The sequence below is a fragment of the Enterococcus gilvus ATCC BAA-350 genome, from assembly GCF_000407545.1.
Lineage (GTDB): Bacteria > Bacillota > Bacilli > Lactobacillales > Enterococcaceae > Enterococcus_A > Enterococcus_A gilvus.
In genome coordinates, this window is record NZ_ASWH01000002.1 from 463,048 (window position 1) to 485,349 (window position 22,302).

General features: G+C 42.7%; 19 protein-coding genes. 5 read left to right on the forward strand and 14 right to left on the reverse strand.

Annotated features, from left to right (window positions below; translation table 11 throughout):
* The first annotated feature begins 103 nt into the window (after positions 1-103).
* The 5 genes from I592_RS17315 to xerS all read left to right on the forward strand — a co-directional run bounded on the left by I592_RS17315 (position 104) and on the right by xerS (position 6,327).
* Positions 104-997, forward strand: coding sequence for a helix-turn-helix transcriptional regulator (locus tag I592_RS17315; protein ID WP_010779281.1), 894 nt, complete (start codon positions 104-106; stop codon positions 995-997).
* Positions 998-1,048: 51 nt separating this feature from the next.
* Entirely contained in the window at positions 1,049-1,465 is a 417-nt protein-coding gene (locus I592_RS17320; protein WP_010779280.1) for a DUF3788 family protein, read from the forward strand.
* A 152-nt stretch (positions 1,466-1,617) separates the two neighbouring features.
* On the forward strand, positions 1,618-2,181 hold the full coding sequence (locus tag I592_RS17325; protein WP_010779279.1) for an adenylyltransferase/cytidyltransferase family protein: 564 nt from the start codon (positions 1,618-1,620) through the stop codon (positions 2,179-2,181).
* Positions 2,182-2,184: 3 nt separating this feature from the next.
* Complete coding sequence (locus I592_RS17330) at positions 2,185-4,128, forward strand: PEP/pyruvate-binding domain-containing protein (protein ID WP_010779278.1); 1,944 nt, start codon at positions 2,185-2,187, stop codon at positions 4,126-4,128.
* A 1,056-nt stretch (positions 4,129-5,184) separates the two neighbouring features.
* Complete coding sequence (xerS, locus tag I592_RS17335) at positions 5,185-6,327, forward strand: tyrosine recombinase XerS (protein WP_010779277.1); 1,143 nt, start codon at positions 5,185-5,187, stop codon at positions 6,325-6,327.
* Between the two features lie 98 nt (positions 6,328-6,425).
* On the opposite strand, the gene I592_RS17340 is transcribed toward xerS, so the two are convergent.
* From I592_RS17340 to I592_RS17400, 14 genes are all read right to left on the reverse strand, one after another.
* A complete protein-coding gene (locus I592_RS17340; protein WP_010779276.1) occupies positions 6,426-7,262 on the reverse strand; it encodes a PRD domain-containing protein in 837 nt (278 codons plus the stop codon).
* A 17-nt stretch (positions 7,263-7,279) separates the two neighbouring features.
* The gene (locus I592_RS17345; RefSeq protein WP_010779275.1) at positions 7,280-8,743 is read right to left on the reverse strand and encodes a glycoside hydrolase family 1 protein; all 1,464 of its coding nucleotides are present in this window, start codon (positions 8,741-8,743) and stop codon (positions 7,280-7,282) included.
* 18 nt (positions 8,744-8,761) lie between these two features.
* Positions 8,762-10,597, reverse strand: coding sequence for a beta-glucoside-specific PTS transporter subunit IIABC (locus tag I592_RS17350; protein WP_010779274.1), 1,836 nt, complete (start codon positions 10,595-10,597; stop codon positions 8,762-8,764).
* A 219-nt stretch (positions 10,598-10,816) separates the two neighbouring features.
* Positions 10,817-11,263, reverse strand: a complete 447-nt coding sequence (locus tag I592_RS17355) for a Spx/MgsR family RNA polymerase-binding regulatory protein (RefSeq protein ID WP_010779273.1) — start codon at positions 11,261-11,263, stop codon at positions 10,817-10,819.
* 92 nt (positions 11,264-11,355) lie between these two features.
* Complete coding sequence (locus tag I592_RS17360) at positions 11,356-12,861, reverse strand: helix-turn-helix domain-containing protein (RefSeq protein WP_010779272.1); 1,506 nt, start codon at positions 12,859-12,861, stop codon at positions 11,356-11,358.
* 76 nt (positions 12,862-12,937) lie between these two features.
* The gene (locus tag I592_RS17365) at positions 12,938-13,747 is read right to left on the reverse strand and encodes a metallophosphoesterase (RefSeq protein WP_010779271.1); all 810 of its coding nucleotides are present in this window, start codon (positions 13,745-13,747) and stop codon (positions 12,938-12,940) included.
* Positions 13,748-13,752: 5 nt separating this feature from the next.
* A complete protein-coding gene (locus I592_RS21475; protein WP_010779270.1) occupies positions 13,753-13,890 on the reverse strand; it encodes a hypothetical protein in 138 nt (45 codons plus the stop codon).
* A gap of 100 nt (positions 13,891-13,990) precedes the next feature.
* The gene (locus I592_RS17370; RefSeq protein ID WP_139243510.1) at positions 13,991-15,367 is read right to left on the reverse strand and encodes a sensor histidine kinase; all 1,377 of its coding nucleotides are present in this window, start codon (positions 15,365-15,367) and stop codon (positions 13,991-13,993) included.
* Entirely contained in the window at positions 15,348-15,995 is a 648-nt protein-coding gene (locus tag I592_RS17375; protein ID WP_010779268.1) for a response regulator transcription factor, read from the reverse strand. Before I592_RS17375 ends, I592_RS17370 begins: the two co-directional genes overlap by 20 nt.
* A gap of 181 nt (positions 15,996-16,176) precedes the next feature.
* Complete coding sequence (locus I592_RS17380) at positions 16,177-16,758, reverse strand: sugar O-acetyltransferase (protein ID WP_010779267.1); 582 nt, start codon at positions 16,756-16,758, stop codon at positions 16,177-16,179.
* Positions 16,751-17,941, reverse strand: coding sequence for an MFS transporter (locus I592_RS17385; RefSeq protein ID WP_010779266.1), 1,191 nt, complete (start codon positions 17,939-17,941; stop codon positions 16,751-16,753). Before I592_RS17385 ends, I592_RS17380 begins: the two co-directional genes overlap by 8 nt.
* On the reverse strand, positions 17,931-20,153 hold the full coding sequence (locus I592_RS17390; RefSeq protein ID WP_010779265.1) for an alpha-galactosidase: 2,223 nt from the start codon (positions 20,151-20,153) through the stop codon (positions 17,931-17,933). Before I592_RS17390 ends, I592_RS17385 begins: the two co-directional genes overlap by 11 nt.
* 110 nt (positions 20,154-20,263) lie before the next feature.
* Positions 20,264-21,283 carry a LacI family DNA-binding transcriptional regulator gene (locus I592_RS17395; protein WP_010779264.1) on the reverse strand — a complete coding sequence of 340 codons (1,020 nt, stop codon included), beginning with the start codon at positions 21,281-21,283 and terminating at the stop codon, positions 20,264-20,266.
* Positions 21,284-21,423: 140 nt separating this feature from the next.
* Entirely contained in the window at positions 21,424-22,179 is a 756-nt protein-coding gene (locus I592_RS17400) for an alpha/beta fold hydrolase (RefSeq protein WP_010779263.1), read from the reverse strand.
* Positions 22,180-22,302: the final 123 nt, after the last annotated feature.

Here is a 22,302-nt window from a genome sequence, read left to right on the forward strand (position 1 = left end):
TTTCTCTCTGACACTCAAAGATCCGTTCTTTGAGTGTTTTTCTATTTTTTCTTTCGCTCTAAAGAGCCGCATGCTATCCTGAATAATGAGGGGAGGGCGCGTCATGATCGAAAGTCGATTGTTGCAGATACTTTTTATTTTAATGGAAAAAGGGTCCGCCACCGCCCCAGAGCTGGCGGAACAATTTGAGGTCACCCCACGGACCATCTATCGGGATATCGATGCGTTGAGTGCCGCTGGGATTCCTGTCTATGCGGTTAGAGGAAAAGGCGGCGGTTTGTTCATCAATGAAACGTATGTGCTGGAAAAAGCTCTCTTTTCCGAAGAAGAGCGGCAGGAGATCCTCCTTGCAGTACAGAATCTAAATCTTACGAACGACGGACGATCACGTGCGTTGCTGTCAAAAATGAATAGCCTATTTGAAAAGAAGGAGACCCCCTGGCTGGAGATTGATTTCTCTGACTGGACGGGACTGCGCAACGGTCTTTTTGAAACACTGCAGCATGCCATCATCGCCAAAAAAGTCGTTCACTTCCATTATCTAAATGCGAAGGGAGAATTTTCCGATCGAGCGCTAGAGCCTCTGAAGCTTATTTTTCGTGAGAAAGCGTGGTACCTCTATGCCTTTTGCCGTCTGAGAAACGAGGCGCGCCTGTTCAAGGTGGCTCGTATGCGTGATGTGAGGCTTCAAGACGAAACTTTTACCAGACAAATTCCCCAAAAAGTATTTAAAACGCTAAACACTTCGCCGCAAAAGCGAATCGAGTTGACCTTGTTGTTTGATGCAAGTGCGGCTTATCGTGTGTTGGAGGAATTTAAGGCGGTCACATATCTAGAAGACGGGCGCCTGCATGTATCGGTTCTTTTGCCGGAAGATGAGACTACTCTGGACTATTTATTCTCATTTGGGGATCGTGTAGAAATCTTGAAGCCTGCAGCTTATCGTGAAAAAATGAAGCTGCGTATTGAACACTTGCGAAATAAATACAAAACTTGACATGGGTTTACAGGTTTTACTTGGTAGACTAGAGAAAAAGGAGGCGTTTGTATGAAACCTATTTTAAAGGACCCTGAGGAATTTCCATCGATCGAACATTTAGCGAATCACTTGTCAGCCGAGCATCTGGCGCTTTACCAGCAGCTTCTTGAAGCGCTCCATGACTTTTCTTATCAGGAGGAATGGCACTACTATAAGGACGGTCATAATTGGTTGAGCAAAATCCTTCTTAAGAAGAAAAATCTTGGCTGGATTTCTGTCTGGGAGACGGGAGTCAAGGTGAGCGTTTTTTTCGGAGCGCGCATTTGGCCACAGCTTGTGGCGGATGCGCTATTTCAAAGACTGGAGGCTCACGGCGCCACCATTGACCAATCGGGGAAACTAACTGCCGTTTTGGTTCCTATCCAAGATGAAGCCAGTTTGCAGACGGCTGTTGACTTGGTGAATTTTAAACAATCGATCAACTAATCATCATCGTGTGGCATCTAAGGTTCTTGCGGATGCTGCACGATGATTTTTTTGTTTTTTTAACCCGTGAGCAGCATTAAAAAACGGCATATTTTTTATGAACGGCATGGTATCATTAATTAAACATATATATTTTTGTATTGGAGAAAAAAATGACGAATAAACTTGGAATTATCCACGGAAGGTTTCAAATCCTGCATAACGGACATTTGGAATATCTATTGGAAGGGTTGAACCGATGTGAGTATTTATTAATTGGCATTTCAAGCCCCGATAGCAGCTACACGAAATTTACGGCAGCCAATCCGCACCGCTCATTGGATAGTGCCAATCCAATGACTTACTACGAACGGTTTCAAATGATTCGGGCAGCTCTGCTTGAGCAATCAGTCCCTAGAGAAAGATTTGATATCGTGCCTTTTCCGATCAATGTCCCTGAGAAATTATTTAATTATGTTCCGAAAGATGGGACCTATTTGATGACATTGTACGATGAGTGGAGCCATGAGAAATACGCGACACTCTCAGCACTTGGATGTGAGATCGAGGTCATGTGGGAACGGACAAATGAACAAAAAATAACGAGTGGAACGGAAGTACGTTCAAAAATTATACTTGGCGAACCATGGGAAAACTTGGTTCCCGACAGTGTTTCCAGATTCATTAAAAAGAACGAAATCGACCAAAGAATTATTCGGATGTCGAAGGAGGGGTAATCGATGCTGTATAGTTGTTCTCTCGAAAATTTTTCATCCTCCTATCCATATGGAGGCAAAGCAAACGGCTTACATGAGTTGTATTTAAACAAACTGCCTGTCCCTGAAAGCATCTTTATCGAAGCAACGGATGATCCTGCGGAAGTAGATTGTCCTTCGTTCCAGCGAACGCTTTTCCAGCATTTGGAAGCCTTCAAAACTGAAGAGGATTTGTATGATCTTGCGATTCGATCGTCTGCTCTTAATGAAGATGGCGCCAATGACAGCTTCGCAGGGCATTACGATACGATTCTGGGGCTCATGTGTTTTGAGGATGTCCTGGCAGGAATTAAAAAAGTGCTTTTAAGTCAAGAAAAAGGAGAGACGTCCTCTTCGAATAAAATGGGCGTCGTGATCCAACCGTTTATTCGTGCGGATTATTCTGGAGTCCTTTTTTCATCTAGTCCCTTTACTTTTTCAAAAAAAGAATGCATCATCAGCTTCACGGATGGCTGCGGCGACAAGCTGGTGTCAGGCGAAGAGGCGGGCACTGATGTCCTTGTCACGCTCTCAGAAAAGGGCTGGTCACTACCTCATGAACAAGTCATTCCGTTCGGGGAACAAAAATTGTTTGAATTATGCCAGAAGGTAAAAGAGCTGGAACGCGTCCTAGGGTATCCGATTGACGTGGAATGGACCCTAAAAGAGAACATTTTTACCTATATCCAATGCAGACCATTGACCTCTATTACAAAAATACCGTCAAAAACCGTTCCTGTAACAGCCGAATACCTAGACAGTATCCCTAAACAATTGCTGAAGAGTGACAAAGTTTCACTAAGGATCGATGCTCAGAAAAAGAACACCCATGTCTCGGACGCTTACGTCATCGTCAGCAACACATCAAGCACGCAGCAAGAGCTAGCCTCTCTGGAGACGATCAAAAGAAGTCCTCTCTGTCACGGATACAGTGCGGTCGTGATCTATCCAAAGCTCATTTCTGAAAAGGTAGTTCGGTCCTTTATTGGCGATACTGACCGTATCCACTTGAATTCACTAGAAGATTCAGGAAGTACCATGAACACCGCACCAAAATATTCAACTATCGAGGAATGCGTCGCCGAGTTTGTGACGATGGCAAATGATGACTTTTGGATTTCCTCTATCATTATTCAGGAAATTTATTCGCCTAAATTCACCGGTGTCGTCAAAAAAGAGGGCGAAAACACCATCATTGAAATAATCAAGGGGCATTTCTTTACAAAGGGAACGATCCCAGCTTCTAGTTACCTTGTTTCACGGGAAGGAACGGTCCTTTCTAAACATGAGCTCTGCCAAGAAGAGTGGTATGAGATCTCTGAGGGAGCCGTGATCCAGCATACAGACAAATCTAATCAAAAGAATTGTTTAACCGAAGAGGAGATTCAGCGTATTCTAAAAGAGTTTGACACATTTTTACAGGAGCAGGTGGCTTTGATCGAATTCGGACTATTGGAAATCAACGATACCCCCAATCCTTATTTGATCGATCTTGTTAAAAATTCTGAGGATTTGCCAGAATTAACCTCTAAAGATATTTCTCAAGGCATTTTATCTCATGGAAAACGAACGGGTAAGCTACATTACGTGGATTTAACTGACGAGGAGTCTTTCGATCTTCATTTTCATAATGCCTTCAATGAAGAAAACAAACCAAACGACGGCGAGAATCTTATTTTTGCCTGTAAAAAGACCAGCATCGAACTGCTGCGGTTCATCTATGCGAACAAGGCAGAGAACATCGGCTTTCTTTTCGAGAGCGGGTCCATCTTGTGCCATTTATCGATCGTTCTAAGAGAGAATGAGATTCCTGCAATCCAGATTGGCTCGTTTGATGCGCTTGATTTGGAATATGGCGCTAACTACACGATTGATGCAGAAAGTGAACAACTCACTAAAGCTCAAAGAGTTCAGAAATTGACGTATTAAAATAAAAAACTTTTCGACGTTCGTAGTCGGAAAGTTTTTTGTTTTAATGATTCAGGCGTAAGAGAGGAATGAAGATATTTTATGGTTTGAGAATAATGTCAGTTTTTCTCAAACCATAAAAGAGGAAAAACGTCAGAGCTGTTAATTAAGTATCTACACGAGTCGCAGCAAATCATACATCTATAGAAACAAAACTTTACAAATGAAAAGAAAAACCACGAAATTATTTACGATTGAAAAGAAAATCGTGATAAAACTTTACGATCGTTAAGTCGTCATTGTACAGAACCAACGGTCGGCAGTAAATCAAAAAGAACGTTCTCGAGTCAAAAATGGATCATTTGGTACGGATCATTGTGCAACGAACGGTCCATAAAGGATGTTTTAGTACGCATATACAATGGAGCCATATTAATGGAACACTTCAAGCGTCATGGATCACTTTTATCAAAACATGCGAAGTAAGTCGTCAATGAAGGATCTTTAGCAATTTATTTGCTGAGGAAGGCGTTTATTAAGCAATCAAGGTTTCGTAACAATATGTATTTTCCCGAAAGCATGATTTTTAGAACTCATTTGTAAGGTAAAAAGTCTGATTTTTATAGCTAAATCTATTCGTCGCATGGATCCCGTAAATTCTCACTGACGCGTTTGTTCTACGGATTTCGGAACAATTATGCTTGATCTAATCCGCTGATGGTTTGAAAAATGCTGTAAAATCAGTGATCTCAAAGTTTTTTTGTTAACAGATGGATTCAAATTTGTTCCTTTAATTTAGTTTCAAATTCATCAAACATTTATCTAGCACGATCAAGAATTTTCTTTTTTCATATTTACCTCCTCTGCACATTTATATTTCTAGTTATTTATACCTTGTTAAAACACCTGTTAAGCATTACAAAAAGAACCATTTTTCAGCAATCCTTATAAAAAAAGATACCTCTACCCTTTTTTTGTAATTGTTATTTTATTCTTGACAAATTGGTATATACCTATTATTATAAGGATAGAGAGATCACCACTTCTCTCCTACTCTAACTGAAAGGACTGTATGACATGAGTCGCGAATTACTAAAAGAGCGTTATGAAAAAGAATTTGAAAAACTCCCCGACTTTATTCAAAAATATTTATTGTACTTAGAAGCCATCCCCCGTTCTACCAATACGTTGTACGAATATGCCAAGGAATATCGCCGGTTTTTGACTTGGCTCTCTTCTGAAACGATTATTCAAGTTGCTGATATCTCAACGATTCGGTTGGAAGATTTTGAAAGACTAAACAAAGACAACATCGTTTTATATAAGTCCTTTTTGAATCAATCCCCTAAGCGAACCTTCGAAGGCAGAGCCGAAAAAGATTTGGCACAAGCCCCCTTGACTGAACGAAACACACATCGCCTAAAAGTTACTGTTCAGCGTAGCATCACTGCACTTCGTTCCCTGTTTAAATATCTCGCAAATGAAGAAATTGAAGAATTTGACGAGCAGCTTGGGGATTACGTGATACGGCCGATGTTGCGTAGAAATATCATGGTGAATATCGAAAATGGCGGCGTCGACGCATCAGATGCCGTGCGGAAGGATAAAATCGAAAAAATGCTGTATTTAGATTCGGATGCGATTGATTTTGTCGATTATGTTTATAGCGGCTACGGCACTACGTTGACCTCTCGTCAAGCCAAGACCGCCTATGAAAAAAATCGTATTCGAGACACGGCGATCTTAGCCCTCTTTCTTGGTTCGGGCATTCGGTTATCCGAATTGGTAAACACCAATGTCCATGATCTTAATTATGACGGCCTGTACATTCAAGTACAGCGAAAAGGCGATACACTTGACCACGCGATGATCTCACCCATTTTTATCGATTATATCCAAGAATACATCGATCAGCGGAAGTCGCTATACAATGCTGACGATTCCGTGGCCGCCTTGTTTCTGACCAAGCACAAAAATGTGGCTAAACGAATGGAGGGTGGTTCTATCGAAAAAATGATCGACAAATACTCCACCGCATTTGGAAAACGCACCACTCCTCATAAGCTGCGCCACAGCGTCGGCACGATGGCCTTCAGAAAAACAAAAAATTTGAAAACCGTCAGCGAGATTCTCGGACAAAGCGGCACCTCAGCGACAGAAATCTACACCCACATCGTCAAAAAAGAAAAACGGTCGGTGATCAATGATCTTTGGACGTAGACTCTGATAGAAATTTGAAGTAAAAAAACAACGTACAATCTCATAATGCAGATTGTACGTTGTTTTTTATAGAGCGGAAAATAAAACTGTTTGTATTCTTAGGTTGTGTGTTTCATTAATCGATTGATATGAACCCCTAGATAAATAATCTCATCTTTAGGAATCGCGGTATGGTTGATAGTTTCGATATAGTTTTTGACCTTTCCAGCAATCTCCATCGCCGCAGGATATAAAATCCACATTTGTTCGTATAGTTGATCTTCCCCTTCCTCTAACAGTCCTTCTTCATATAAACGTTCCACAAAATAACGTACATGTGTAATAAAACGAGAATAATGAATCGAAGAGGTATCAATTTCCTTTTGAATCGAGTAGCGGACCATATTCACGATCCCGCTGATCATTTTAGCGTATTTGAACCCATTAGCTTCAGAACCATCGGATTGTGCATTGATCAAATGAAACGCAATATTACTAGCCTCTTCTTTTGGAAGCTGAATCGCGTATTTCTTTTCTAGTAACGCTAGCGCCTGCTTACCAATCTCAAATTCTTTTGGGTAGTAATTTTTAATTTCCCAGTACAAACGATTCGCCACAACTAGTCCTTCTCTTGAGCGCTCAATCGCAAAATGCAAGTGGTCTGTTAACGTGAGATAGATATTACTGTTCAGTGTTTTTCCCAATTCGCGTTCTGCATTGAGGATAATATCACGTGAAATCTCAAAAAACTCAAAAGGAATTTCTCCGACTAGCTCAATGATTTGAGACATTTTTCTATCTTCCGCGGCTAAAAACATTTTGTCGACTTGATCGTCTGAAATTTGTTCGCCGACCTTTTTACCATAGCCAATTCCCTTACCAAAGGCGATGATTTCTTTTCCGTCGTCGTCTGCGAGAACTACGCTTGAGTTTAAGACTTTTTTGATTAAAATCACATGTTTTCCTCCTCGCACTACTCGTCCAATGACGCACCGTTTGTTTCAATCACTTTTTGATACCAGTAGAAAGAGTCTTTCTTGCTGCGGTCAAATGTTCCGTTTCCTTCATCATCGGCATCGACATGAATGAATCCGTATCGCTTCGTCATCTGGGAAGTCCCTGCACTGACAAGATCAATCGGGCCCCAACTGGTGTAACCAATCAAGTCCACGCCTTCATCGATTGCTTCTTTCATTTGTTTAAAATGTGCTTTGAAATAGTCGATACGGTATGGATCGTGAATAGAACCATCTTCTTCAACGGTATCGACAGCTCCCATACCGTTTTCTACGATCATTAGAGGGAGTTGGTAACGATCATACAACTCAATCAATGAAATCTTCAAGCCTTTTGGATCAATTTGCCATCCCCATTCAGTAGAAGGCAAATAAGGATTTTTCACCCCCAACACCGTGTTTCCTGGTGTTCGCTCGGCTTTTGGATCGCCTGACTCTGCCATGGACATGTAGTAACTGAAGGTAACAAAATCAACCGTATTATCTTTTAAAATTTCTCGTTCTTCTGCGGTTATTTTCAATTTAATTCCACGATTCTCTAAATCTTTTAGAATCATTTTTGGATACATCCCTTTAACCTGAACATCTGCATAGAAATTATTTTCCAAATTCTTTTTCAGAGTCAATTCAACATCTGTTGGCTCACACGTCAGCGGATAGGTCATTAGCTTGGTCAACATACAACCAACTTGGCTTTCGGGAATTTTTTCATGCGCTGCCTTTGTTACAAGTGCACTTGCAACAAATTGATGATGCAACGCCTGATAAATATCATTTTCAAGATGCGTTCCTGATTTGTCAGGAATGATCCCGGCAGTCGTAAATGGGTGTCGATGGATCGAGTCTATCTCATTAAAGGTCAGCCAATAGCGAACATACTCTCCAAAGTTATCGTAGCAGACATTCGCAAAACGTACAAAATCATTGATTACGGATCTATCTACCCATCCATTGTATTTCAAACTTAATGCCAGGGGCATCTCATAATGAGACAAAGTGACGATCGGTTCAATATTTAGACGCTTCATTTCTTTAAAAACATTTTTATAAAAGGCTATACCTGCTGCATTCGGCTCCTCTTCTTCTCCTGTCGGAAAAAGTCTCGTCCAGGCGATTGATAATCGCAAAGTTTTAAATCCCATCTCAGCAAACAAAGCTAAGTCTTCTTTGAAATGATGATAAAAATCAATTCCACGGCGTTTAGGATACCATGTGTCTGTCTCATCCGCCGCGGCTTCTTTCACTGCCTCTGTAGTCACTGTCATATGGGCAGAAAAATCTTTATTGTCTACATGAGGTTTAAATGTTGCGACATCAGCTACAGATAAGCCTTTTCCATCTAAATTCCAAGCTCCTTCTACCTGATTTGCTGCGATTGCGCCACCCCATAAAAAATCTTTAGGAAATGTTTGCTCTGTCATTTAAAAAAAACTCCTTCTCTAAATCGTATTTATTGATAATACATTGGATTCGTTAGTTACATGCTGTGACTCGTTGACCGTCTGTACGTCAAATCGTTCGCCGTTGGTAACAACACAAACAACGATTGGGTCAAATCCAGCATCCTGGATAGCATGGATATCAAATTTTACTAAAGGCGTTCCCTGAGTCACATGGTCTCCAGCGGAAACGTACGCTTCAAAGCCTGTTCCTTTCATTTGTACGGTATCCAAGCCAATGTGAAACAGAACCTCTGCACCGTTTGACAATTTCATTCCAAGGGCATGTTTTGTTTCAAAAACCGTCGTGATCTCTCCGTTTTCTGGCGCATAAAGTATACCTTCTTCGGGAATAATCGCAAGACCTTTTCCTACCATTCCGCTAGAAAAGACATCATCTTGAACCTCTGAAAGTGGAATAACCTGGCCTTTTACTGGACTTGATAGCCATTCATTCTGAGCCGTTGTCGATTTTGTTTCGCTTTTTTCTATTGCCTTAGTGTCTTTATACAAGAAAAGTGCTGCTAGAAACGCTACTACAAAAGATGCACCGAATACTACAAACGCCCAAACTAAATTCATTTTATTATCTGGATCAGCAAACATAGTGATGCTGGCGATTCCCGGTCCAACCAAAGCAAATGCTTTGATTGCAAAAAGTCCCGCTATGGCGCCGCCTATAAAACTAGACCCCATTACTGCCATCAACACTTTTTTATGAAGAATAGTCACCCCATAAAGCGCTGGTTCTGTAATCCCAAACAAAGCCGAAATCCCTGCTGAGATAGCTGTCGAGCGTAGTTTCTTGTCTTTGGTTTTCAAACTAACTGCAAAACAAGCCCCAGATTCAGCGATGTTATGTGCTAATGAAGCGGGAAGATATAATAGCTCTGCACCTAGTTCTCCCATGGAAGATACCGCATAGGGGATCATCGCCTTATGCATACCCGTAACAACCATCAATGGCAAAATAGCTGCTAAGATAGCAGTTGCCACCCAACCAATTGTTGAGTACAGAGAGATAATCACGCTTGAGAACACCGTTCCAACATTGTACCCCAGTGGCCCTAAAATCAGCAGCCCAACCGGGACTGTTATCAACATGCTCATCATCGGTACGAAGAAAATCCGTATCGCTTTAAAAGAATATTTCGTAAAGAATCTTTCCATCAATGAATAAAATAGAACGGTTAAAATTGCAGGGAACACTTGGGAGGCATAGGCAATATTCTCAATAGTAAAAGAGAAAAGTTTAGCACCCTCCGTTAACATCGTCGTCATTTCAGGCAAAATCATCGCCCCAACGATAGAGACTGCAACTAGTTGATTCACCTTTGATTTGTTTGCCGTGGTTATCGCTACCAGAATAGGTAAGAAATACAATGGAGCACCACCAATCAGATTCAATATCTGATATGTCTGACTTTGGTCGCTGAGTAAACCTGTCAATGATGCCAACATCAGTAACGATTTTAAAATTCCGCCACCAGCGATGGCTGGAACTAATGGCTGAAATACAGAAATAACAAAATCAAGCAGAACCGCGCCAATTTTACGGTTCTTTTTAGGAACATCTCCACTGGTTGAAAAAGTATCCCCAACTAATTGGATGACTTCATCATAGACCTCGACAACATCGTTTCCAATGATCACTTGACATTGAACATTTAGACGAACACCAATGACACCTTCTATTGATTCTAGGGCGTCCTTATTGACTTTATTATCGTCCTTTAACGTAAAGCGCAAGCGCGTGGAACAATGTTCAATGTGAGAAATATTTTCTTTGCCGCCTATATTGTTAATAATTTGTTTTGCTGTTTCCCGATAGTTCATCTTTTCTCCTCATTTCATTTTATTTCGTTCTTTGATGGCCACTCAAACAACAAAAAGGCAGGACCAAAATAACCCTTCACTTTGCTTTAAACAAAATGAAGCCTTATTAAGGTCCTGCCTGCATTACCAGTCACATGCCTGTTCGATTTAAAAGTATCTTAGCACACAAAAATGAAAACGTAAACATCTATTTTATTTATTTCTAGAAAAATCGAACTTTTAATAGATTCCCTTTTCGTTTTGCAGTGTGAGCACATCTTCGTACAGCATCGCAACGTTGCCTTTGTAAAGCGACTGCCGGCTTGTCTGTTTGATTTTCTTTGGCAGGAGTGTCCGAATCTCCTCTTCATTAAAACCAATTAGAAGTTTGCGTTCATCGAAAATAATTGGGCGTTTCACCAGTTTATGGTATTGACTGAGAAGCACCAGTAGTTGATTGAAGGATACGTCTTCAAAATCGATGTTCAGTGATTTGTATGCTTTGGATTTTTTTGAAAGTATTGGATCGACACCGTTTGGGCACAGCGTGATCAATTGCCTCAATTCCTGTTGCGCCAAAGGCTCGTGGTCAATATTTCTCTCAACGTAAGGGATGCCGTACGCCTGAAACCAAGCCCTCGTTTTCCGACAGGATGTACAAGAATTGCCAATTAAAATAGTCACCATCGTGATTCCTCCTTTTTTCTATGATAAAAGAGAAAGCGGAGGATGGATTCTTCTATTTTTATTGAAAAAATAACTAAATTGTAGAAAACGGCTTATTCCTGACGCAGGTCAAAAATGTGATCGGATAACTGTTTGAACAGCTCTTTCATCTTTTTCGAGGTGATATTTCCATCAATTAAATAGACAATTCTCGTTGTTTCCGGCAAATGGGTTAGCGGACAGTCACTGATAACGATGTCGCACTGATTCATGGCTTTCTTCTTCAACAAGACATTCTTCGTCCCAAAGTGCTGCTCGATCTGGGAGCAAAGGTCGTCGTTGATATAATAATCCCTCGTAAAATTGACACCGATCACGAGCTTCTCTTTCTTTTTATAGCGATCGTAAATATGGATCAGGTCCTCCAGCAGCCCCTGTTCACTTTGCTTATCCATGAAGGGATAGTCCGTTTTCTTCAAAGACTTGAATTCTTGATAAAAGGCTTCGATCGCCTCTTTTACCTCTTGGTGTTTCTTTTCAGTATAAATAAGGAAACTTGCCATCGTTGTGTTGGGATTGTTTTTACTCAGCACGTCATAATAAACTTGGTTCCGAATAAAATTTAAAGTATACAAAATGCGCTCATTTTCTGGAATGGTCAATTCGAATGCTTTTGAAAAGGTAGCGATCATCTCCTCTGCGTAGCGAAAATAAAGTGTTTTTTCTTGCTGCAACACAGCGTATTGCTCGGCGTTGACGTCGCTTGTTTCGGTTTTTGACACCAGCAGACGTGACAGGATATTGATCGCCATTCTTGCTTCATCGCTCAATGGAAGATTAGGCTTCAACAGGTCAAAGGTCGGGTGCGTAAACAATTCCACGTTCGGGATCTGTTGCAGCTGCCCGTGGAATTTCGCTAAACTCGTAATCGGGAAATTTTTCAAACACAGATGGATCAACAAGTACAGCTTGTCCATCATGCCATTTTCTAGATGTTGCAGTACGTCTTTTTTAACATACAGATTCAGCGTATGAACGGCGTGCTGATAAGACTCGTCGGATGAGTGGATCGTTACATTGGAATGAATGTTCCAATAAATGTCGACCAGACAATAATGCAGCTGAAGCTCGTTTCCTTTGATCGTTTTTTTACCTGGCTTTGAAAAGGTGATGGCGATCCCGTAATGGAAAAGAAACGCATTGATGTTTTTCATCCGAGAATAGATGTAGGAAACACTGAAATTGGTTTTCTCACTGATGCTTAAAATAGAATTGGTATCTTTTTTCAGCAGAGATACTAATATCAGGTAATTCGTCGACTGCTCACAATAAGCCAGCAGCAAGCGGTAATAATACGTAGCCAGATCTGCATAAGGCACGTTGATTTTTACAAAATTCCCCTTTTTTAAAATAGGCCGCTCACTTAACTGTAACGAAAGAATATCTGCTTCCAGCTCTTTCATATACAGGGTAAAATTCAGCGTGGATAGCTGAAACTCTTCAGTTAAATAATCACGGGTAATATAAAAGGGATTATCCGAAAGAAATTGCAGGATCGCTAATTTGACTCGGCTCTTTTTATCTAAAAGATACTTGGTGATAAGTTCTTGACTGTTCATTTGTGTCCGCCCCTTTACGTTTGATTCTATTCTAACGTAACAGAAGAGATTTCAACCAAGATGACGCCTAGCCTAATTAAAAATGCAAATCAAAAACGGAAATTTCCGGCGGCACGCCAAATCGTGCGTGGATCGCAGTCGTTCCCAATCCTGTATTGACATACAATTTGCTGTGATCGCTAAGCTCGTATAGCCCTCGAACATATTTTTCCGCTAAAACATTTTTGACTTGGTAAAATGGCAAACGAACCTGTCCCCCGTGGCTGTGGCCTGCTAAAACAAGCTGGGTATTCGTTCCGACAAATTTGTCCGCTACATCAGGCTCATGGGTCAACAATACAGAGTAATCGTAGCGGTCACGATAGGACAATGTCGCCTCTACGGAGGGATTCCCCAGCAAAGAATCATCCAACCCGCCGATAAACAGCTTTTTGCCATTGGGCAGCGGCAGTGTTTCGCCGGCATTCGTTAACACTTCAAACCCTCCACGATTCATCACACGTTCATAGATGTGTCCTGCACCGCCCCCATAATCATGATTGCCCCAAACGGCATATTTTCCAACCGTCGCGGTCATTTCTTTTAATTTCTGAATGATTTCCTCTTCATGGGCATACTTCGCGTAATTATCAAATAAGTCTCCAGTAAAGACGATGATATCTGGTTTCTCGCGGTTTACTTTACGGATCACCTTGTCTAAGCGCTTCGTTTCATAACTTTCGGATACTTGAATATCTGAGAGCTGTACTACCTTGAGCGCCTTAGGCTTGGTGCGATCCCCTAAATCTAGCTGATGAACGATCACGATATTAGGCTCGATAGCGAAGGCATAAATAGGCAATGAGAGCACAATCAGTACGACACCAAGGATGATTTTCTTGATCATTTGTTTCACACCTTCCCTTTTTTGACCATCGGACGGACCGATTGGTAATCTTGCAAAATCAATAAAAGTAAGAGCCCTCCAACTACGATCAACGCAATGGATAAACAGCCGATGATAAGCGTTCGTTTTGTTTTATTTGTCATGTTCATCCCTCCTATGAGTAGAAGGATAAAAAACAATTATGCAAAACTTGTGCAAAAAAACACCCCTTTAGAAAAAAGGATGTTTTCGTCGATGCTTTAGTTATTTTGTCTCGCTCGTTTCGATGGGAAAACGCAGAAGGACACGAAACCATCCGTTGTCTTGCTCCAACTGCAAGGTGCCGCCTAATGCATGGACCGTTTCTTGGACGATCGACAAGCCGAGCCCGGTTCCCGACAGGTGATGATTTCGAGAAGCTTCGCCCACCACAAACGGTTCGAGCAAGTGAGAAAATTGCTCAGGAGTCATTGGCATTGCTTTGTTTTCAACGAGTAGCTGGTAATGAAAGCCGCTTCGTTTTCCCCGCATAATCAGGTGACGGTCAAGGCTGTATTTGATCCCATTTGTCAGCAGGTTGTTCAAAACGATTTGAAGGAGCGGCTCATTGGAAGACACCGTGCAAGGCTCGAGCCGTTCTTCTATCGAAAACTGGGGATCAAGCAGGCGATGTTGTTGCGCTTCTCTTTTTATAACATCTTCAATTGCCAGCGGTTGGAAAACCGGTGCTTCGTTCATTTGGCGACTATACGCCAAGAGATTCGTTACCAGCCCACTCATGTCCGATAGTTGCTGATCCATATCTTGAAGGAAGGTGGGATTTCCTATTTCCATCTCTTCTCCATCCACTAGCAGACGCATGACAGCTAACGGTGTCTTCAATTCATGTGCGAGATTGCCTGAAAAATTCTTCAATCGCTCGTTACGTGCCGCCATTTCCAGCTCATGCTGCTGAAGGGATTGTTTCATACGGGCAATGGCGTGACTCAAGCTGCCTAATTCATTCTCTTCCGACGTGACTTCCTCTTCCGCAAAATCAAGCAATGAAATTTTCCGTGTCGTCTGTTCCAATCGTCGGATCGGCCAAATGATCTGATTCCGCACCAAGAGAACCACCGAACCGAATACTAGCCCTAAAAAAAGCACGGTCGCTGCTATCAGGATCGGCAGTAGTGTACGAATCGCCGAGCTAAAAGCGGGGATACTTGTTCCAATTAAATAAACACGATCCTTTTTTTGAAAGAACAGCGTGTAGAAATCGCTTTTCTGTTTGGTTTGTGCATACAGTCGCTGGACAGAACCGCCCGCCTGTACAGATTGGATCGTTGTCCGATCGACCCAAAAACGATTTAGAGAAATCCCCTCTTTGTCTAAACGAAAGGCCAAATCATTCGTCGCCTCTTCCTCGTGGGCGAATTCTTTAGCCGCTAGATCAATGACCACCACATCAGAAGAGGCGGAGGGGTTCTTTCCTTGCTGGATGCTCTTTTGCGTTTCTTTTACCGGCTGCTCCATTTTCCAATAATAATAGGTCGGGAATCCCCATCGATAAAAGACGGCCAAGAGAACAACGATCATGAAAAAAATCACACTCACTCGAAGGACGAAGGACCGCGTCAGACTATTTTTTCGCTTCTTCAAAACGATACCCGATCCCATAGACAGTCTGAATCCACTCTTTTCCCAGCTTATCTCGCAGGATACGGATAAAACTGTCTACGGTCCTTTCATCCGTCTCATGATCCATTCCCCAGACAGATAGCAGAATCTGTTCACGACTAAGGGCAGCGCCTTGATTTTGGTAAAGATAATATAACAACTCGTACTCCTTTTTCGTAAGAGAAAGGTCTTTTCCGTAACACTTGACTCGTTTTTCATTTGCGATAAACACGAGGGGTTGCGTAATATCTTGCTTGACGATCCCTAATAGTTTGGCGACACGAACCAATAAAACCTTTGCGTGAAAGGGCTTCGCAAGGTAGTCATCGACACCAGAAGATAACGCCTGTACCTCGTCCTCCGGCAGATTTTTAGCCGTCAGCAGCAAAATTTTGACCGCACGTGTTCGCTTCATTGTCTGTGCCACCTCTAACCCATTCATTTTGGGCATCATCCAATCCAGAACCGCTAAATCAAAGGTTTCTTCATAGAATTTCTCTAAGGCTTCCTCACCGTCCTTCGCCTCCACGACGTCGTAGCCTTCCTTTTCAAAAAACTTGGTCAGCAGCTCCCGCATTTTGTCTTCGTCTTCACCTAATAAAATCTTCATCCCATAAAATCCTCTCTCTCTTTCCACCTAAATCATTGAATACCATCTCGATAAATTTGACAATAGCCTCCGACAGTCTTATCGCATCCCTAAACAATATTTAGAAAAAAATAAAAAGATCTCTCCTCAGAGAAATCTCTTTAAACGAAAACCAGTAGAAAAATTGAGTTGCTTGCTTCGATTACCTTTGAACTGCCTCCTCCTCTGTGAGGGACCTGATTACTCTACAGGGAGTGCCAAGAGCCAATACATTTTCGGGGATGGATTTGGTCACGACACTGCCGGCCCCTATTACAGAATTTTCACCGATCGTTACCCCAGGTAAAACGATGGTGCCGGCACCGATCCAAACATTTTTCTCGATCACGATAGGTAAATTGTATTGTGCTTTTTTAACGCGTAGTGATGGCGATAACGGATGTGTCCCCGCACACAGTGTGACATTTGGGCCAATCATGACATTGTCGTGGATCTCGATCGTCGTGTCATCCACCAAAGACAACCCAAAATTCGCGTACACCTGTTTTCCAAAGTGCGTATTTTTTCCCCAATTCGCGTGAAAGGGTTGCTCAATGTACGAACCTTGACCAAAGCTTCCTAACAGCGCCTCCAAAATCACCGCTTTTTCTTCCTGTTTACTAGGCAGCGTTTGGTTAAATCGGAAAAGCAAGTCACGATAAAAGGCTTGCTCTTCTTTTAATTCGAAGGACTCGAAGTAGGTTTCCCCTGAGTCCATTAGCGTCTGAAGCATCGTATCAGTCAAGATTCTTCCCCCCATTTAAGATTTTAGACTGGACAGGTCTTCTTTTCTTTAAGAAAATGCCTATTAAAATAACGATGAGTAAGATACTCAATAATTTGAATGGTGCGAAAAGATTCGTCGTACCGGAAACCAATTGCAGCGTGCTCAAGCCAAAAGGTGCGATAAAGTTCCCAAGATTGCAGCCAATTAAAATAATTGAAGTGGCAGCCGTCATTTTTGCAGGTGAAGCATAGAGATTCAATGAATTATAAATGAAGGGAAAAATCAAACTCCCTGGAATCCCGCTGATAAAATAACCAATCAGCAGCAAGAAAAAATTATTTTCAGAGATCGCGATCAAGAACGTCGCTAACGCCAGCATTGCCAAGCCGAGATACAAGCATTTCTCCCCCAGCAGCCGATTCGCAAAGCCGAATAACGACCCCGTCACGATCCCAATGATCGGCATTACCGCTAAGAACGCCGACGCATTGTAATCCGCTCCTTTGATATCCGTCACCATCGTTGGAAAACGTACGCCGATCGCCACAAACGTCATGACTAAGAACAAGGCGAAGAGGGCTAATAAATAAACAGAAGCTTTGAGTTCTCCCTTTGCACCCGTTTTCGCTTTTTTGGCTTCCTTGATTTCTGGAACAAAAAGAGTAAATAACACCAAAATCGGAAAGGCGATGAGATAGACACTGAAAGAAACTCTCCAGCCGAAGGTCAGCAACGCCCCAGCCAGAAGCGTCAAGCCAGCATTCCCAATATTTTCAGCAGCGCCGCGATAGCCCAACAGCGAGGCGCGCTCCTCTGGTTCTTCTTGAAATAGTAAATTGATGATTGAGACCGCCAAGGAGTTAAAGAGTCCGAACCCGGCACCTAAAATGAAACGGCTGATCAAGATCGGGACATAGCTGTTTAAGAATAGCGGAGCCAAGCCGCCGCCGAAGCCAACCAGAAGCAAGCCCAATTGAACGGTTCGCTTGGTGCCGATTTTCTCAGCAATAAAGCTGGAAAGGACAACAAAAAGGACAACGGCTAGCGCGGGCAACGTTGCGACCAGTTCCACTTGGGTCGTCGTCATTCCCAGTGCGGCTCGCATCTGAGGCAGAGCACCATTGATCGATAGCGCGCTCGTCAAAAGAAGCGAGATGGATAAAATAGACAGGCGGGTCATGAGACTGTTTTTATTGATCATTTTCTTCTCCTACTTTCTTCAAATGCAGGGTTGCCGTTTGGAAATCGCCATAAAAATCAGGGACTTGAACACCGAGTGTCATCAGTTCATCGCCAAAATACCGTTGATTTGTTTCTTGGTCTTGATAGCAGCTCGTTTCCTCCAAGCCTGTCAAAAAGATTTCGTGAAATACAGGTTGCGCCGAAGCCAATGTCCGTGCCATCATGACAAACGCCTCGCCTTTGTCCTCTGAAACAAACATCCAAGCGGTGACATTTCCTTCGAAAGGACTATTCAGACGATAAAATTCGCCAAATTGAATCAGTGGTCGAATGGCTTGATACTGGGCAACCTGCGCCTTTACGATCGTCTTTTCTTCAACAGACAGCTCCGTCAAATCCAATTCGTAGCCGAAGACCCCGCTCATGGCAACATCTCCTCTGGTTTTCAATGAGGTGATCCGTTCCGTTTGATGATTCGGAACCGCGGAGACATGGGCCGTCATGGAAGATATCGGGTAAGCTAAACTTGTCCCGTATTGGATTTTCAGTCGTTCCACTGCATCGGTGTTGTCCGTTGGCCAAGATTGCGGCATGTAATAAAGGAACCCTGCATCAAAACGTCCGCCGCCGCCAGAACAGCCTTCCCATAGAACATTCGGATAACGGGCGATCAGGTTTTCCATCAATTCATACACTCCGAGAATATGGCGATGCGCCGCTTCCCCTTGATTCTCTGGAGAGAGCTGGATCGAATAAACATCGGACAAACTACGATTCATGTCCCATTTGATATAATCGATCGGCACTTCGTCCAAAATGGCGCAGAGTTGTTTTTCAATCGCTTGCCGTACGTCCTTGCGCCCCATATCCAATAAATGCTGATCCCGAGAAGATGAAGGCGTACGATTCGGCTCCTGCATCAAGTAATCTGAATGGGCTTCATAAAGCTTCGAATCTATTGAGATCATTTCCGGCTCAAACCAAACCCCGAATTGCAGCCCTTTATCATGAACATAGTCCGAGATTCCCTTTAATCCGTCCTTCAATTTCCCTTCATACTCGAACCAATCCCCTAAAGAAGAATTGTCTGAATCCCGATGACCAAACCAGCAGTCGTCTAAGACAAACATTTCAATACCTAAATCGGCGGCTTCATCCACGATTTCTTCGATTTTTTTGCTGTCAAAATCAAAATACGTCGCTTCCCAATTGTTTACCAAGATCGGGCGCTCTTTCAATTGATGTTCCCCTCGAGCAACTCGTTCCCGCAGCAGATGATGCAGACTGCCGCTCATACCGTTCAATCCTTGATCAGAATAGGTCAGAAGAACCTCGGGCGTCTGAAAAACGTCATCGGAAGACAGCGACCATGAAAAATTGTACTCATTGATCCCCGTCAGCACACGGACCTGATCGATTTGATCCTTTTCCAGCTCAAAGGCATGATTGCCGGAGTAAACGAGATGCATCCCGATCGCTGGGCCGCTGAACTCATTGGTGTCATGGTTGACGAGTGCGATAAAGCTGTTCATTTGATGACTTGAAGCTCCCCGTCGGCTTTCAAAACGCTGAATCCCAGTATGAATGCTTTCCCGTTGGATTTGACGTTCTCGTAAATGCGCCCCTGGCAACGAGATCACTTCATCGTAAATCCCGCTATTCGTGAGATCCATCTGCATTGACGCTATTTTTTCTACTACGATCGTTTCCGCCGTTTTATTTAGAACGCGTGCCGATCGAGTCACGACTGGGCGGTCATGATAGATCGTGTAGACTAATTCTAGATAGATTTCTTGATCCCGGTCCTTAAGAACGACGATCAAGGTCGTTGCTTCGTCGTCACTCTCCACATAAGACTGAGGCAGACCGCTAAGCTCAGGCTTTCCTGCTTCAATACGAAAATCAAAATAACGAAAATCGTGCAGATTCGATCCATTTTCTCGTCGAATCAATGACGCCGGTACACGATAATCCATCGATCCATGGCTAGAATATTCCTGTGGCAACGTGTCTTTTGAGTAAGCCCTTTCAGCATTGCCCGGAACATTTCCAGAAAATCCGCGGTCTCTTCGCAAATATCTTTTATACCCATTATAACGGGTAATTGCCTTGCCAAAATAGAGGTGATTCAGAATTCCGTCCTCTTCAAATTGAATAATGTAAGAGATTTCATTGTTCCGTAGATGAAATACCTGGTTTTCTTGGTCAAACATGACTGCCTTTTGATTCATTTGTGTTTCCTCCTCTTAACTTGTTGTTTACCTTATAATGTTTACTAAACAATTTTGTCAAGAATTATTTCAAAAAAAAAAGAGAACTTTTTTTAAAGTCCTCTTGACGCTTATTTTTTGGGCACAAAACTTTCACGTACCACTAATTTTGAAGGAAAGGTCATTATGACCGGTTCCTGCCGTTCATCTTCAATTCGTTCTTTTGCCAAACGCACCGCGGCTTTCGCGATTTCTTGGGCGCTGATGTGCACGGTCGTCAAGCTGGGCGTAAGAAATTCAGCAATTTCAATATCGTCAAAGCTGGCGACATCGATCTCCTTGCCCACTGTAATGTTCGCGGACTGTAAAGAACGGTAAACACCGACTGATAGTGGATCGCTGCCGACTAAAAGCGCGGTCGGAAGTTCTTCCTCGGAAGCCAGCCACTCATCCATCAATCGTTTTCCCTCAAGCGGTTCCCACAAGCCGAGTTTTGCTTGCTTTTCCAATCCATTAGCCGACATAAATTCTTGATAGGCTCGGAAGCGTTTCTCATTTTCAGTGTAAATTTTTTCGCCTGCTTCATTGATCTCAATCGTCACACCGCCAATGTACCCGATCCGTCGATGGCCCTTTTCATAGAAAAGCTGCAACACACGTTTTGTCATTCGTTCGAAGTCCGCATAGACCATGTCCACTTCAAGATTGATATCCGGGTTATCCAGCACGACGATATTTTTATTTTGTTTACTTAACCGTTTCACCGCGCTTTCTGAGACCGTCCCGACAATAATGATCGCCCCCAGCTTGTCAAAATCCTGCCACGTCTTCGGATTGTCTTCCAAATTATAGACACGATTCAATCCTAAATGGAGACGACGAGCTTCTTGCTCTAAGCCGATCCGCAGACCATTGAAATAAGGATCATCCAATTCCTTTTGCCGACTGGTGGTCGTGATCACACCGATCGAAGGCAGCCGACGCTTGATGTATTTACGCTTGTCTATATCGTAATTCAATTCTTTGATTGCTTGATAAATGCGTTCCTTTGTCGAATCGGTAACCGACAATGTTGGATCATTATTCAATACTCTCGAAACGGCTCCCGGACTCACTCCGGCTCGTCTCGCCACATCGCGAATTCCTACCATGTATGTTCACCTCGATTGTTTACTAAACAATAACTGGAATTCTAAGATTCGTCAACCGCTTTTAACAATCCGTTTAGGCAAAACAAATAAAAAAGCCCCCTGAACTGGCGAGAACGGTGGCCAGCTCAAGGGACTTTTCGTTAACTATACTGAGTAATAAATTGGTGAATGGTTTTAGCTACTTCCTCTGCACTCGTTCCGATCGCCGGGTGCCCAGGATTTTCAAAAATCTTAAATTCCCCCTTCACCACTTCACCAACGATTGCTTGGTATTCTCTTTCAATATTTGGACGAATCGTTCCATCCTTTTTGGTTGCTGTTAGAAGCAGCGGGGCCTGCAATATTTGCAGCGAGTCGAAGAACAGCTCTCTTCTGGAAATAATCATTCGCCACAAACAATCGGTGTCTCTTTCGACGACTTCTTTCCAATCGTCTCCAATACACCAATGATAAAATTCGGAGGCCTCTGGATCAGCCATCGTAGAGGAACGTTCAGCCAGCAACGCTTCATCAAAACCATCATGGAAGGTTCGGCCGTCAAAACTATCCGCTGTGACTGTCGCGATTAGATCTGGTCTTAGAAATGCTGCATTGATCGCTACCCAGGCACCTCCACTCGTCCCAACAAGGTTCGCTTCCTTGATAGCCAAATGTTCCAGCAATGCAATGGTTTGACGCGCCTCCTCTTTCCAGAGCTCTACTGGAAATTTTTTCAAACGATCCGAACGCCCGTAACCTAAAAAATCAATCAAGATCACTTGGAAATCCTTATAAAGAGGCAGCATAGGTTTGAACAACTTTGAGGACGAAGTATTTCCATGCAAAAAAACAAGCGGCTTTCCATCTCCTTGTGTTTCATAAAAGATTTTCTTTCCATTATAGCTAAAGAAACTCACTGCGATCACTCCTTAAAACGTCATACATTTGTTCTAAGTATAACAAGTATCCCGTGAGATAGCAGTGGCTCCTCTGTATAATAACTTTAGATAATATAAAATAAATGGATTGGACATTTACCC

Excerpts from the sequence above, each read along its gene's own strand:
- I592_RS17315 (WP_010779281.1), top strand. The coding sequence starts at position 104 with ATGATCGAAAGTCGATTGTTGCAGATACTTTTTATTTTAATGGAAAAA.
- I592_RS17320 (WP_010779280.1), top strand. The coding sequence starts at position 1,049 with ATGAAACCTATTTTAAAGGACCCTGAGGAATTTCCATCGATCGAACAT.
- I592_RS17325 (WP_010779279.1), top strand. The coding sequence starts at position 1,618 with ATGACGAATAAACTTGGAATTATCCACGGAAGGTTTCAAATCCTGCAT.
- I592_RS17330 (WP_010779278.1), top strand. The coding sequence starts at position 2,185 with ATGCTGTATAGTTGTTCTCTCGAAAATTTTTCATCCTCCTATCCATAT.
- xerS (WP_010779277.1), top strand. The coding sequence starts at position 5,185 with ATGAGTCGCGAATTACTAAAAGAGCGTTATGAAAAAGAATTTGAAAAA.
- I592_RS17345 (WP_010779275.1), bottom strand. The coding sequence starts at position 8,743 with ATGACAGAGCAAACATTTCCTAAAGATTTTTTATGGGGTGGCGCAATC.
- I592_RS17350 (WP_010779274.1), bottom strand. The coding sequence starts at position 10,597 with ATGAACTATCGGGAAACAGCAAAACAAATTATTAACAATATAGGCGGC.
- I592_RS17355 (WP_010779273.1), bottom strand. The coding sequence starts at position 11,263 with ATGGTGACTATTTTAATTGGCAATTCTTGTACATCCTGTCGGAAAACG.
- I592_RS17360 (WP_010779272.1), bottom strand. The coding sequence starts at position 12,861 with ATGAACAGTCAAGAACTTATCACCAAGTATCTTTTAGATAAAAAGAGC.
- I592_RS17365 (WP_010779271.1), bottom strand. The coding sequence starts at position 13,747 with ATGATCAAGAAAATCATCCTTGGTGTCGTACTGATTGTGCTCTCATTG.
- I592_RS21475 (WP_010779270.1), bottom strand. The coding sequence starts at position 13,890 with ATGACAAATAAAACAAAACGAACGCTTATCATCGGCTGTTTATCCATT.
- I592_RS17375 (WP_010779268.1), bottom strand. The coding sequence starts at position 15,995 with ATGAAGATTTTATTAGGTGAAGACGAAGACAAAATGCGGGAGCTGCTG.
- I592_RS17385 (WP_010779266.1), bottom strand. The coding sequence starts at position 17,941 with ATGATCAATAAAAACAGTCTCATGACCCGCCTGTCTATTTTATCCATC.
- I592_RS17390 (WP_010779265.1), bottom strand. The coding sequence starts at position 20,153 with ATGAATCAAAAGGCAGTCATGTTTGACCAAGAAAACCAGGTATTTCAT.
- I592_RS17395 (WP_010779264.1), bottom strand. The coding sequence starts at position 21,283 with ATGGTAGGAATTCGCGATGTGGCGAGACGAGCCGGAGTGAGTCCGGGA.